This is a genomic window from Actinoplanes sp. OR16, assembly GCF_004001265.1.
Taxonomy (GTDB): Bacteria; Actinomycetota; Actinomycetes; order Mycobacteriales; family Micromonosporaceae; genus Actinoplanes.
Genome location: NZ_AP019371.1, coordinates 4,298,253 through 4,311,422, shown reverse-complemented (window position 1 = coordinate 4,311,422; position 13,170 = coordinate 4,298,253). Strand labels below are relative to the sequence as shown.

Below are 13,170 nucleotides of genomic sequence, written 5' to 3'. Positions count from 1 at the left end.
ATTCAGATCAGATTCAGCGCGCGTGCCCGGCGCACCGCCTCGTTGCGCCGGGACGCGGACAGCTTGCGAAGGATGCTCCGCACGTGGGTCTTCACCGTGTTCACCGAGACGTAGAGCGACGCGGCGATCTCCTCGGTCGGGAGCATCGCGGCCATGCCCCGCAGCACGTCCATCTCCCGCTTGCTGAGCGACTCCACCACGACCGGCTCGGCGCTCGGCACGGGCGCCGCGGCCTTGGCCTGAGCCGCCCCCGACGGCGCGCCCAGTCCCCCGAACTGGACGGCCAGCCGCTCGTCGTCCCGCAGCAGCCGGCGCAGCTGCCCCCAGGCCTGGTGCACCGGACGGCGGTGGTTCTCGGCACCGGCGACCCGCAGCGCCCTCCGCAGCGCCTCCCGGGCGCCCGAGGCGTCCTCGGACTGCGCCGCCAGCACGGCCAGCAGCAGCCAGGCGTCCAGTGCCACGGGTGCCGGCACCCCGGCGGCGTCGGCGACGGTACGCGCGACGTCATGTGCCCGGGGCGACTCACCCCGGACAGCCGAGAGCGCGGCCCGCACCACCGCGACGTCCGGCGACGACGGATCCGGGCAGCGTTCCAGCAGACCCGACGCGTCGTCCGGGCGGCCACCCGCGATCAGCAGCCGGATCTGGCTGAGCAGCACCTCACGGGACAGCCACCGGGGCGCCGCCATGTCGGCGGCCGCCTGCTCCGCGCTCCGCAGCGCGGTCACCGCGCCGCGCAGTTCGCCACGGGTGTGCAGGCGCCGGGACCGGACCACGGCGTAGGCCAGCATCGCCGGCGCGCCCGCCTCCGCGCCGCAGAGCGGCTGGGCCAGCCGCAGGTGCCGGTCGGCCGCCTCGATGTCGTAGCGCTCCAGCGCCACCCAGGCGAGCACCACCTCGGCGATGCCCGGCCGGTCCCCCCGGCCCAGCCCGGCGTCGGTGGCCAGCTCCAGCGCCTGCCGGGCGTTGTTCTCGGCCCGGCCCAGCCGTCCGCGGTACGCCTCGGCCAGCGCGAGCTGGCTCAGGCAGTCGATCCGGACCGTCTCGCAGCCCGGGACGATGCTCCCGGCCGCGTCGGCCAGTGCGTCCACCGCGGCGTCCACCGAACCCAGGTTGTTCAGCGCGGTGCCCTCAGCGGTCCGCAGCAGCACCCGCAGCTCCGGGTGCCGGGCCAGGCGTTCCGGCGGCGCCACCGCCAGGAACGTCTCGGCGACGGCGCACAGCTCACCGACCCGCTCCGGCTCCGGCCCGCCGGCCAGCAGCAGGATCTGCACCAGGAACCCGGTCAGGGTGAGCCCGTCGCCGCAGGTGCTGCCGTGCACGGCGAGCAACTTCCCGGCGTACGCCAGGAGCTCCGCCGCCTTGGCCGGTCGCCGGTCGCCGAAGGCGATCGCGGCCTGGACCATCACCGCTTCCGGCAGCTCGATGTGCTCCGGCATGCCGGCGAAGAGACCGCCGAGCCGGCCCGCGCTGCCCTCGATCAGCAGACGGCCGACCGCGTAGTCCTCGACCACCATGGTGGCGGCCGTCCCCCAGTCGGCGGCCTGGGCCGCGTGCCCGACCGCCTCGACGAGCCGGCCCTGCTCGGCCAGCCAGGCCGCGGCCCGGGAGTGCAGGATCGGCACCTCGTCCGGCTCGGCCCAGGCCAGCTGCGCCCGCAGCAGCTCGCCGAAGAGCCGGTGGTATCGATAGAGCCCGGACCCGTCGCCGACCGGATGGATGAACGCGTTCTCCCGGGTCAGCGTGGAGAGCAGACGGCTCGCGTCGGTGCGGTCGGTGACCGCCGCCGCCAGCGCCGGGTTGAACGTGTCGAGCACGCTCGTCTCCAGCAGGAACCGCCGCACCTCGGGCGCCTGCAGCCGCAGCACCTCGCCGACGAAGTACTCAGCGATCGTCGACTCATCCCCCGAGATCGTGTCGACGAGGCGTTTCGCGTCCGGGCTGGCCTGCAGCGCGCAGGCACAGAGCCGGATGCCGGCCGCCCAGCCCTCGGTGTGCTCCAGCAGCCGCGTGAGCTCGGGGGTGCCCAGCTCGACGCCGTGCAGGTCCATGAGCCGGGCCGCCTCGGCGGCGGTGAACGCGAGGTCGGCGGTGCGCAGCTCGCGCAGCTGACCGGCGAGACGGTATCGGTAGAGCGACAGCGGCGGGTCCCAACGACCGGCCAGCACCACTCGCAGTTGACGTACGTGGCTGAGCAGGAAGTCCAGGCCGGTGGCCCAGTCCCGATCAGTGAGCTGGGAGACGCCGTCGAGGATCAGCACCACCGGGGTGGGCTGCTCGTCGATCGCGGCGGCCAGGCGGCCGAGGACCGCCCGGCTGGCCGTGCCACCTGGCACGGCGGGAACGGCGACGCCGGCCCGGCGCAGCCCTTCGATCACATATGTCCAGAAGGCCGGTAGTTGTTCGTCACTGGTCTCCAGGCTGATCCAGGCGATCGGCCAGTCCACCGCTCCACTGGTCGCCCAGGAGGCCAGCAGCTGCGTCTTGCCGCTGCCGGCCATCCCGGTGACCAGAGTGACCGGACCCTGCACGCCTTCGGTCACCCGGGCGATGAGGGCTGGACGGGCCACCATGAAAGGCGGTGCCGCCGGAACCGCGAACTTGGAGTCGAGTAACGAACTGTCCGCGTCGAAGCCGGACGCGCCGGGCACATCCGCGATCAGTTCTATGGACACGTTGTTTCCTTCCGAGAGCCGACCCCTATTCGATCTCCTCACCCACACTCGTCCGGGTGACTCACCCGCGCATCGTCCGGATCGGATAATCGTGACCCTCGGTGCCTCACCCGCTACCCCACGCTGAGGATGTGTGCCCCCCATGCCGGTAGGTCGATGTAGAGGCCGTTCGAAACAAGCTCGTCACCGCCGCGTTCGAAGACCCGGCCGTCGAGCAGGTTGGTGAGCCGCCAGGCCTGTCCCGCGAGCGCGGGCCAGGGCAGCACGACCCGGCCCTGCGAGGAGTGCCCGCCGAAGTTGATCACGACGATGGACGAGGGACGGTCACCCTCGTGCCACGCCCAGGCGAGGACGTCGTGGTGCGTCGGGTTGTCCGGCCAGCCGTGGCAGTCGAGCAGCCGCCAGTCGCCCCGGCGCAGCGGCGCGGTCAGCTCGAGCAGACGGTGGTAGAACTCACGCAATCCAAGATCAGCCGGTTCGTCCCGGTACCGGGCCAGGAAGACCGGAAGGTGTGCCGTCCGTCCCTCGAACTGGCCGTCGTGCCAGAGGATCGCGCCCGGCGCCGTGGCGATGACGGTCGCCGCGGCCCGGTCGCGGCCGTCCGGGAAGGTGGCGGCGGCCCGGGGCTCGTCGTGATTCTCCAGGAACCGGATCAGCCGGTCCTGATAGTCCCGCCCGGCGGAGAGGTGCTTGCGCACCGCGTCGGCGTTCTCGTGCGCGAGCCGGTCGTAGAGCCGCTTGTCGTAGCAGAAGTCGAAGCCCTGCTGCTGCAATCCCCACTCCCAGTCCCAGTACGCCTCGGCGATCAGCACGAGATCCGGGTGGACGGCACGGACCGCGGCGATCACCTCCGGCCAGAACTCCCCGGCCGGCGGCGGGCCGGCGTGGTCGCCCCAGGTACGCGCGAAGATCTCGTTGACCAGCAGCATCGCCATGTCGCAGCGCACCCCGTCGCACTGCTCGCCGATGCCGATCAGCGCGGACGCGGTCGCCTCCCGCAGGCCGGGCGCGAACGCGTTCAGCTGGGCGACGTCCGGCCAGGCCGGGAAGTACGGGTCCTTGCCGTGTGCCAGCACCCGGCCGCCGGCGGTGAACCAGCCCGCCGGGTCGGCCGCGAGGTCCTCCTCGGTGCCCTGGACGTACCACTCCGGATGCTCCACCGTCGCCGGGTGGTCCGGCGCCGTGTGGTTCGGCACGTAGTCGAGCACCAGCTTCAGCCCGCGCCGGTTCAGCTCGGCCCGGGCCGCTGCCAGCCCGTCCGGGCCGCCGAGCCGCTCGTCCACCCGGTACCGGCGCACGCAGTACGGCGAGCCGGCCACGTCGTCCTCGGTGAAGTCCGGCAGCGCCTCCCGGAACGCCCGCTGCAGGTTCTCGTTCGCGTGCGCCAGGGCCAGGCCGGCCGGGCTGCGTTCCCAGACGCCCATGAGCCAGACCGCGTCGAGGCCGGCCGCGGCCACCTCGTCCCAGATCTCGGCCGGCACGTCGGCGAGGGTCACCGGGCGGCCGAGCCGCTTGCTCAGGCCGGTCAGCCACGGCCACGTGTCGATCTCGTAGACCGCCGGTGCAGCGGGCCACCCGCTCATGATTGCTCCTCCGTCGTCTCGACCGGGAGCTCGTGGAGCATCCCGGCCATACCCTTGTCCAGCAAATCAGACCCGGACAGACCGGCGAACACATTGGGGAAGAGCGCGACGAGTCCGGTCCAGCCGGTCTGGTGAGCCGCCCCGAGCCCCGCGCCGTTGTCGCCGTGGAAGTACTCGTTGAACTGGATCAGGTCCCGCCAGTGCTCGGAGGCGAAGATCGCCTGGCCACCGTAACAGGGGCGCAGCCCGCCGGGCCCGGGCAGGAAGATCCGGGTCTGCCGCTCGGAGATCTCGCGGGCCACCTCGAACAGGTTCATCCGGTTGCCGGAGCCGGTCGGGCACTCGACGGTGAGCTCGTCGCCGTACGCGAGGTGGAGGTTGAGCATGGCCCGGATCATCAGGATGTTCGCCGGGAACCAGATCGGCCCCCGCCAGTTCGAGTTGCCGCCGAACATCGCGCTGTCCGACTCGGCGGGCTGATACCGCACCTCGTACGTCCGATCGCCCACCTGGAACGCGAACGGATGGGCGCGGTGGTGCCGGGAGAGCGACCGGACGCCGTACGGACTGAGGAACTCCTCCTCGTCGAGCAGCCGGGCCAGGATCCGGCGCAGGCGGTCCTCGTCGAAGAGCGCGAGCAGGTTGCTCTGCACCCGGCCCCGCGACAGCACCGAGCTGACGCTGGGATGGCGATCGACGAAGTCCCGCATCCCGGCGAGCAGGCCCGGATGCCGTGAGATCAGGGACCGGTCGTAGACGGTGGCCGCGGCCAGCGGCAGCAGGCCGACCAGCGAGCGCACCCGCAGCCGCTGCGAGGTGCCGTCCGGCAGCCGCAGCAGGTCGTAGAAGAAGCCGTCGTCCTCGTCCCACATGGTCGCGCTGCCGGCCTCGTGGTTCACCGCCACCGCGATCCACGCGAAGTGCTCGAAGTACGCCTGCGCCTGCTCGGCGTAGACCGGGTCGGTCTCGGCCAGTTCCAGGGCGATCCGCAGCATGCTCTGGCAGTAGAGCGCCATCCAGGCCGTGCCGTCCGCCTGATCCAGGTAGCCGCCGGTGGGCAGCGGCGCGCTGCGGTCGAAGACGCCGATGTTGTCGAGGCCGAGGAACCCGCCCTGGAAGACGTTGTTGCCGTCGTGGTCCTTGCGGTTGACCCACCAGGTGAAGTTCTTCGCCAGCTTGTGGAAGACCGACTCCAGCCAGGCGTGGTCGCCGACGCCGTTACGCGCCTTGTCCAGGTCGTAGACGAGGTTCACGGCCCACGCGTGCACCGGCGGGTTGACGTCGCTGAAGTTCCACTCGTACGCCGGGATCTGCCCGCTCGGATGCAGGTACCGCCGGCTCAGCAGCAGATCGAGCTGCTGCTTGGCGAACCCGAGGTCGACGAGGCCCAGCGCGATCGTGTGGAACGCCAGGTCCCAGGCGGCGAACCAGGGGTACTCCCACTTGTCCGGCATCGAGATCACGTCGTGGCAGATCATGTGGAACCAGTCGCCGTTGCGCAGATCGCGGGCCTGCAGCGGATCCCGGCCGTGCTCGGTGAGCCACCGTTCCACGTCGTAGCCGAAGTACTGCTTGCTCCAGAGCATGCCGGCCATCGCCTGCCGGGCCACCTGCCGCTCCTCGGCGCTGAGCGTCGGCGCGAAGCACCCGGTGTAGAACTCGTCGGCCTCGGCGATCCGGGTGGCGAAGAGCGCGTCCGCCTCCGCCGCGGTGAGGGTCGCGTCCTCCTGGTCGCTGAACCGCAGGTGGATCACCGCCGAGCCGCCGGCCGGAACGTCGAGCGCTACGTCGGCGGCGGCCTTCGTGCCGGTCCGGGCCGGGTTCACCGCGTCGGAGTCGCCGCCGATCACGTAGCGGTGGAACGCGTCCTTGCGGTACCGGCCGTCCGACTCGTTCTCGGTGAACAGCAGCGGATGATCGCCGAGGACGGTGAGCCGGCGCACGCCGGTCCGGTGGTGGGTGGCCTCGACCACGGTGCCGCCGTCCACCGCCCGCAGCATCGGGCGCGGCTCCGGGTCCGGCAGGCCCCACGACCAGGTGTTGCGGAACCAGATGGTCGGCAGCACCCGCAGCGGCGCCGCCTCCGGGCCCCGGTTGTGGACGGTGATCCGGGCCAGGACGTCCTCCGGCCCGGCCTTCGCGTACTCCACCACCACGTCGAAGTAGCGGTCCTCCGCGAAGATCCCGGTGTCCAGCAGCTCGTACTCGAAGTCCTCGCGCCCTCGTGCGCCGTTGGTGGCGACCAGGTCGTTGTAGGGGAACTCCCGCTGCGGGTACTTGTAGACCAGTTTCTGGTACGAGTGCGTGGGCGTGGCGTCGACGTAGAACCAGTACTCCTTGGCGTCCTCGCCGTGGTTGCCCTCGGTGTTCGTCAGCCCGAAGTACCGCTCCTTGAGGATCGGATCCCGCCCGTTCCAGAGCGCCACGGCCAGGCACACCGACTGCTGGTCGTCGCAGAACCCGGCGATGCCGTCCTCACCCCAGCGGTACGCCCGCGAGCGCGACTGGTCGTGGCTCAGGTAGTGCCAGGCGTCCTGGTCCTTGCTGTAGTCCTCGCGGACCGTTCCCCACTGCCGGTCGCTGACGTACGGCCCCCACCGCCGCCAGGGCACCGCGGCCGTATCGGCGTCGTTCAGGCGCCGCTGTTCAGCGCCGACTTCCTTGTCCATGGCCATGCCGCCAGAGTCGCCGCGCCGTCACGGAGCGGGTTCCCCCGGCACGGATGAAATCATGCGGTACGCCGCGACGGCCTCCTCGATCGTCGGATAGAAGTGCGCCGGATCGATCGTGCGGGTCAGCCCGTACCTGTTGATCTTCTCCCGGACGGGACTCTTCATCTCCGCGAAGACCAGGGAGATCCCTTCCTGGTTCAGCTCCTCGTCGAGGTCCTCGAGCATGTCCGCGGCGGTGGTGTCGACGTCGGTGATCGGCTCGGCGGCCACCAGGATCCACCGTGGAGCCGGATCGCCGTGTGCCAGATGCCGGATCTCCTCCCGGAAGCTGCGGGCGTTCGCGAAGATCAGCGGCGCGTCGAAGCGGAACATCACGAGACCGGGGATCAGTTCGGCCTGCGGGTACTCCCGGGTGTCGTGGTAGCCGGCCACCCCGTCGGCGCGGCCCAGCACCGCCCGGTACGGCCACCACAGCCGGCGGAACACGTTGAGGACGGAGAGCGCCACCGCGACCGCGATGCCGGGCAGCACGCCGAGCAGCGCGACACCGAGGAACGCCGCCATCGCCAGCGTGAACTCGGTGCGCCGCTGCTGCCACAGCCGCCGCAGGCCGCCCAGATCGGCGAGGGAGAGCGAGGCCGCGATCACCACTGCCGCGAGCATCGGCTGCGGCAGGTTCTTCAGCAGGCCGGGCACGAAGACGAGCATCAGGGTGATGGCGCCGGCGCCGACCACGCCGGTGAGCTGGCTGCGGGCGCCGGCGGTGAAGGCCACAGCGGTACGCGAGCCGCTCGTGCTGACCGGGAACCCCTGGAAGAGACCGGCGGCGACGTTCGCCGCGCCGATGCCGATCATCTCCTGGTTGCCGCGCACCTCCTGGCCGGTGCGCTCGGCGAAGGCCGAGGCCGTGGAGATGGTGTCGGTCACCGAGACGAGGGTGATGCCGAGCGCGCCGGCGGCCAGCAGCCCCAGGTCGGACCAGGAGATGTGCGGGATCGTGAACGGCGGGAAGCCCTGCGGCAGCGGCCCGACCACGTCGACGCCGTCGTCGGTGAGGCCGAGGAAGGTCACCGCCAGGATGCCGCCGAGGACCGCGATCAGAATGCCCGGAACCTTCGGCAGGAAGCGCTGCAGCAACAGGATGACCAGCAGGCCGGCGACACCGACGGCGAGGGCGGCCGGGACGGTCTCGCCGTTCACGACGCCCTCGGCGAACGCGGTCGCCTCGGCGATCAGGCCGTCGCCGTCGACCGAGAAGCCGAACAGCTTGGGCAGCTGCCCGATCAGGATGGTCAGCGCCAGGCCGTTGACGTAGCCGAGCTGGGTGGGATGGGACAGCAGATCGGCGATGAAACCGAGCTTGAGCGCGCCGGCCGCCGTCATGAAGAGGCCGACCAGCAGGCCGAGCATCGAGGCGAGCGCGACCGCCTTGGCCGGATCGCCGTCCGAGGCGACGATCGGGATGATCACCGCGGCGATCATCGGGCCGAGTGACGAGTCCGGTCCGAGGACCAGGACCCGGGACGGGCCGAAGAGCGCGTACGCGAGCAGGCACAGGATCGTCGTGTAGAGGCCGGTGATCGCGGGCAGGCCGGCCAGCTCGGCATATGCCATGCCCTGCGGCACCAGGAGCGTGGTCAGCACGATGCCGGCCACCACGTCCTTGGGCAGCCAGGCCGGCTTGTACTCGGCGGCCGCCCGCAATCCCGGAATCCAGTCCGCCGCTGCCATCAGGCCCCCCTGAATACGTGGAACGCCGCCCGGTTGCCCGGGCGGCGTCCGGATCTCGATCGAACGTTACCGCTGCTCGCCACCGTGCAGAGCGTCCTGCAGCTCCTGCTCGGTCTCCTTGGAGAGGTTGGACTTGAGGACGGTGCCGCCGAACTTGCTCAGCGCCTCGACCGCCTTGTCCGGAGTGGACGCCTCGATCACCAGGAAGAGAGCCGACGTGCCCGGCTGGAGCTCGTCGCGGATGCGCTGCTGGAACTCCTTGTTGATGGCGTTCTTCGTCAGCTTGCCGGTCAGGGCGCCGAGGCCGGCGCCGACCGCCATGCCCAGGACCGGGATGAAGAAGAGCATGCCGAAGAGCAGGCCCCAGAACATGCCCCACGTCGTGCCGCCGGCCACCGCGTGGTGGTTCGTCGTGACGTGGTACTTGCCCTCGCGGTCCCGGATGATCGTGGCGATGGCGTCCGGCTGGATGATCAGGTCCTTCGCCAGCCTGTCGGCCTCCAGCGACGCCGCCGTCGCCGTGGTCTCGTCGGAATACCCGATGGCCACCAGAGTTGCCATTACGTTCTCCTCTCGTGTCGTGCCGCCGCGGCGCGGCACGGCGTCTGCGGAACAGTGAAATACGGGAGACATCGGCTTCCCTCATTCCAGACGGATGACTTCCATGACCGTCCGGCCTCATCCGGCGGCCCTCCGGCGGGTGAGTCACGTGCCGTTCATCCCTTACGGACGAGGCACGGGCGGGTGTCCCGCGACCACGCTCAGAAGCCAGCGCCGACAGAGGAGTAGGTGATGGCTGAGCATTACGAGATCCGGGTTCGCGGGTTCCTGGGCCCCTTGCTGCGGAAGGTTTTCAGTGATCTGCGCTGCCGGACGCTGCCGTCGCAGAGCACCATCCGCGGCCGGCTCTCCGACGACGATCTGGAACGTCTGCTCACCAGCCTGGACCGATCCGGCCTCCAGGTGGTCTGCCTGAACCGCGTCAACTCCCAATCCGACTGAGGAGATACCGAGCATGACTGACACAAGTTCCAAGCCGTCGTACGACGACCCGCCGTACACCACCGGCCGCCCGCAGCCCACCGGCTGGGTCGGGATGGTGGTGTTCGCCGGCGTCATGCTGTTGATGCTGGGCGGCTTCCAGATCGTGGAGGGCCTCGTCGCCCTCTTCCGCGACGACTTCTACCTGACCACCGACGCCGGGCTGGTCATCCCGATGGACTTCAGCGCCTGGGGCTGGACGTACCTGATCCTCGGCGCGATCACGCTCGGCACCGGTTTCGGCATCCTCTACGGACAGACCTGGGCCCGCGTGGTCGGTGTGATCATCGCGGTCTTCAGCGCCCTGGCCAACCTGGCGTTCCTGCCGGCGTACCCGATCTGGTCCACCATCGTGATCGCCCTGGACGTCCTGGTCATCTACGCCCTCACCGCCCACGGCCGTGAGGTCAGGTACTGACGCCGAGCCGGGTGGGACCGTTTCGCAGCAGACGGTCCTTCCCCGCGGCGTCCTCGTGCTGCTCGGCATGGCCTGCATGGTGGTCGTGGTGGCCGGGATGCGCGGGGTCGCCGGCCTGATCGGGCCGGTCTTCCTGGCTCTGATGCTCACGGTCACGGTCAGCCCGATCACCAGCTGGTTGCGCCGCAAAGGCGCACCGGTCTGGGTCGCGGTGACCGCGATGGTCGTCGTGGTCTACGCGATCCTGCTCGGTCTCGGCGCGGCCCTGGCCGTGTCGGTGGCCCAGCTGATCAATCTGATGCCCAAGTACGCCCCGCAGTTCGCCCAGCTCCGCGATCAGATCGTCAGCGGGCTCGACGGGCTCGGGATCAGCACCCAGCAACTCCAGGACGCGGTGGCGGGCGCCGACCCGCACACCGTCGTCGCGCTCATCGAAGGGCTGGTCGGCGGCCTCGCCGGCACCCTGTCCAGCACGATCTTCCTGCTGGCGGTCCTGCTCTTCATGTGCCTGGACACGGTGGCGTTCCCGCAGCGGCTGCTCGCCACCACCGGCGAGCGACCGCAGGTGGTCGGCGCGCTGCGCTCGTTCGCCCAGGGCACCCGGCAGTACCTGTGGGTGTCGACGGTCTTCGGCCTCATCGTGGCGGTCATCGACGCCGGGATGCTCTGGGCACTCGGTGTGCCGCTGCCGCTGCTCTGGGGTCTGCTCTCCTTCATCACCAACTACATCCCCAACATCGGCTTCGTGATCGGGCTCATCCCGCCCGCTCTCCTCGGTCTGCTCCAGGGCGGGCCGGAGCTGATGCTGACCGTGGTCCTGCTCTACTGCGTGGTCAACTTCGTGATCCAGTCGGTGATCCAGCCGAAGATCGTCGGCAACGCGGTCGGGCTCTCCGCCACGGTCTCCTTCCTCTCCCTGATCTTCTGGGCCTGGGTCCTGGGCGGGCTCGGCGCGCTGCTGGCGATCCCGCTGACGCTGCTCGCCAAGGGTCTGCTCGTCGACATCGACCCGACCACCCGATGGATGAACGCCCTGTTGTCCAGCGACCCTCCGGCAACGAAGGAACCCACCGAAGAGGCTCCCCCAGAGATCGACGACGAACCCGCCCCAGATGAAGAACCCGCGAGGAGTCAGTCATGACCACGTTCACGGTATGGAAGTTCGACGACCCGAACCGTGCGGAACAGATGTCCAGCATCCTGCACCACGCCGCCGACGACGGCCTCGTGAAGATCGTCGACTACGCGGTCGTCACCTGGCCGAAGGGCGCCGAGAAGCCGGAGACCAAGCACGAGCACTCCAGCACGTACAAGCACGTCGGCTGGGGCGCCTTCTGGGGCATCGTGCTGGGCAGTCTCTTCCTCGTGCCGGTCGTCGGCGGTGTGCTGGGCGCCGGCATCGGAGCGCTCGACAAGACGCTGAAGGGCACCGGCATCGGCCGCGACGAGCTGGAACGCATCCGAACCCAGATCACCGAGGGCACGTCCGCGCTGTTCCTGGTCACCGACCACGGCAACCTGGACCGGCTCGGCGAGCGGTTCCACGGGCTGCACAGCCAGCTCATCGCGACGAACCTGACCACCGGCGAGGAGGAGATCCTCATGCAGACGTTCGGTGATCACACGCCATGACCACCCGTACCGACGGAAAGAGAAGCCCTGCGGAACGCGCGGCAGACGGCCGCGCGGCCCGCAAGGCCGCGCCTCTCACCGGGCACTCCTCCTGGGCTCCCGCTCAGAGCCGCGCCGACCCGATCGAGATGCTCACCGCGGACGAGGTGGACCGTGTTCCGGAGCTGCTGCCGATCCGGCACTCCCGGATGGCGGTCTCGCCGCTGACGTTCCTGCGCGGCTCGGCCGGCGTGATGGCCGCGGACCTCGCGGCGGTGCCCCACTCCGGGCTGATCACCCAGCTCTGCGGCGACGCGCACCTGTTCAACTTCGGGGTGTACGCGTCGCCGGAACGCCGGCTCGTCTTCGACCTGAACGACTTCGACGAGACCTACACCGGGCCGTTCGAGTGGGACGTCAAACGCCTGGCCGCCAGCATCGCGCTGGCCGGCCGGGCGAACGGCTTCAAGCGCAAGGACCGGGCCGCGGCGGTCCGGTTCGCCGGCCGGCGGTACCGGGAGGCGATGGCCTCCTTCGCGGAGATGCGCGAACTGGACCTCTGGTACGCGAGCGTCGACGTGGAGGAACTGCGCCGGCAGTTCGGCGAGCAGATCGGCAAGAGCCGGCTGGCCCGGCTGGACAAGGCCGGCGCGAAGGCGCGGACCCGGACCAGCCTCCAGGCGTACCGGAAACTGACCGGCCTGGTCGACGGGGAGCGGCGCATCGTGGCCGACCCGCCGCTGCTGGTCCCGGTGCAGGACCTGCTGCCGGACATCGGCCGCAAACAGCTGGAGAGCCAGATCCACGTGCTGCTCGACGGCTTCCGGGACAGCCTCGCCGAGGACCGGAAACGGCTCTTCGACGCGTTCCGCTTCGTCGACCTGGCCCGCAAGGTGGTCGGCGTCGGAAGCGTCGGCACCCGCTGCTGGATCGTGCTGCTGACCGGCCGGGACGACGAGGATCCGCTGCTGCTCCAGGTGAAGGAGGCGGGACGTTCGGTGCTGGCGCCGGACGACGTCCCCTCGACGATCCCGGAGGGCCGCCGGGTCGTCGACGGCCAGCGGCTCATGCAGGCGGCCAGCGACATCTTCCTGGGCTGGCACACCGTTCCCGGCTTCGACGGCAAGACCCGCGACTTCTACGTGCGGCAGTTGCGCGACTGGAAGGGCGGGGCGGTCGTCGAAGAGATGGACCCGACCGGCATGCGGGTCTACGGCGGCCTCTGCGCGTGGACGCTGGCCCGGGCGCACGCCCGCTGCGGTGACCGGATCGCGATCGCGTCCTACCTCGGTTCCAGTGAGAAGTTCGACGAGGCCCTGGTGGAGTTCGCCGAGCTCTACGCGGACCAGTCCGAGACCGACCACGCGGCGTTCGTGGCGGCGATCGAGGAGGGTCGCCTGTCCAGCCAGCCCGGTCTCTGACACACCACGAGAAGAAGG

The 13,170-nt window shown here is 70.4% G+C and carries 10 protein-coding genes; 5 read left to right on the top strand and 5 right to left on the bottom strand.

What is annotated here, in order from left to right:
• Positions 1 to 2: 2 nt before the first annotated feature.
• From EP757_RS19945 to EP757_RS19925, 5 genes are all read right to left on the bottom strand, one after another.
• A complete protein-coding gene (locus EP757_RS19945) occupies positions 3 to 2,675 on the bottom strand; it encodes a LuxR C-terminal-related transcriptional regulator (protein WP_127548188.1) in 2,673 nt (890 codons plus the stop codon).
• Positions 2,676 to 2,788: 113 nt separating this feature from the next.
• Positions 2,789 to 4,258 (bottom strand): alpha-amylase family glycosyl hydrolase, encoded by a 1,470-nt coding sequence (locus tag EP757_RS19940; RefSeq protein ID WP_127548186.1) that lies wholly within the window; start codon positions 4,256 to 4,258, stop codon positions 2,789 to 2,791.
• Entirely contained in the window at positions 4,255 to 6,927 is a 2,673-nt protein-coding gene (locus EP757_RS19935; protein WP_197725567.1) for a glucosidase, read from the bottom strand. Before EP757_RS19935 ends, EP757_RS19940 begins: the two co-directional genes overlap by 4 nt.
• 27 nt (positions 6,928 to 6,954) lie before the next feature.
• Positions 6,955 to 8,661: a SulP family inorganic anion transporter gene (locus tag EP757_RS19930; RefSeq protein ID WP_127548182.1), complete on the bottom strand. Its 1,707-nt coding sequence runs from the start codon at positions 8,659 to 8,661 to the stop codon at positions 6,955 to 6,957.
• A gap of 66 nt (positions 8,662 to 8,727) precedes the next feature.
• Entirely contained in the window at positions 8,728 to 9,222 is a 495-nt protein-coding gene (locus EP757_RS19925) for a DUF1269 domain-containing protein (protein WP_127548180.1), read from the bottom strand.
• Between the two features lie 231 nt (positions 9,223 to 9,453).
• Between EP757_RS19925 and EP757_RS19920 the strand changes: the two genes are divergently transcribed.
• The 5 genes from EP757_RS19920 to EP757_RS19900 are packed head-to-tail and all read left to right on the top strand — an operon-like array spanning position 9,454 to position 13,152.
• On the top strand, positions 9,454 to 9,663 hold the full coding sequence (locus tag EP757_RS19920; RefSeq protein ID WP_127548178.1) for a hypothetical protein: 210 nt from the start codon (positions 9,454 to 9,456) through the stop codon (positions 9,661 to 9,663).
• Between the two features lie 13 nt (positions 9,664 to 9,676).
• Positions 9,677 to 10,120 (top strand): hypothetical protein, encoded by a 444-nt coding sequence (locus EP757_RS19915; protein WP_127548177.1) that lies wholly within the window; start codon positions 9,677 to 9,679, stop codon positions 10,118 to 10,120.
• Positions 10,104 to 11,261, top strand: a complete 1,158-nt coding sequence (locus tag EP757_RS19910; RefSeq protein WP_232050587.1) for an AI-2E family transporter — start codon at positions 10,104 to 10,106, stop codon at positions 11,259 to 11,261. Before EP757_RS19915 ends, EP757_RS19910 begins: the two co-directional genes overlap by 17 nt.
• Positions 11,258 to 11,752 carry a DUF1269 domain-containing protein gene (locus tag EP757_RS19905; RefSeq protein WP_127548175.1) on the top strand — a complete coding sequence of 165 codons (495 nt, stop codon included), beginning with the start codon at positions 11,258 to 11,260 and terminating at the stop codon, positions 11,750 to 11,752. The genes EP757_RS19910 and EP757_RS19905 overlap by 4 nt, the downstream gene beginning before the upstream one ends.
• A complete protein-coding gene (locus tag EP757_RS19900) occupies positions 11,749 to 13,152 on the top strand; it encodes a DUF2252 domain-containing protein (RefSeq protein WP_127548173.1) in 1,404 nt (467 codons plus the stop codon). The genes EP757_RS19905 and EP757_RS19900 overlap by 4 nt, the downstream gene beginning before the upstream one ends.
• The last annotated feature ends 18 nt before the right edge of the window (positions 13,153 to 13,170 follow it).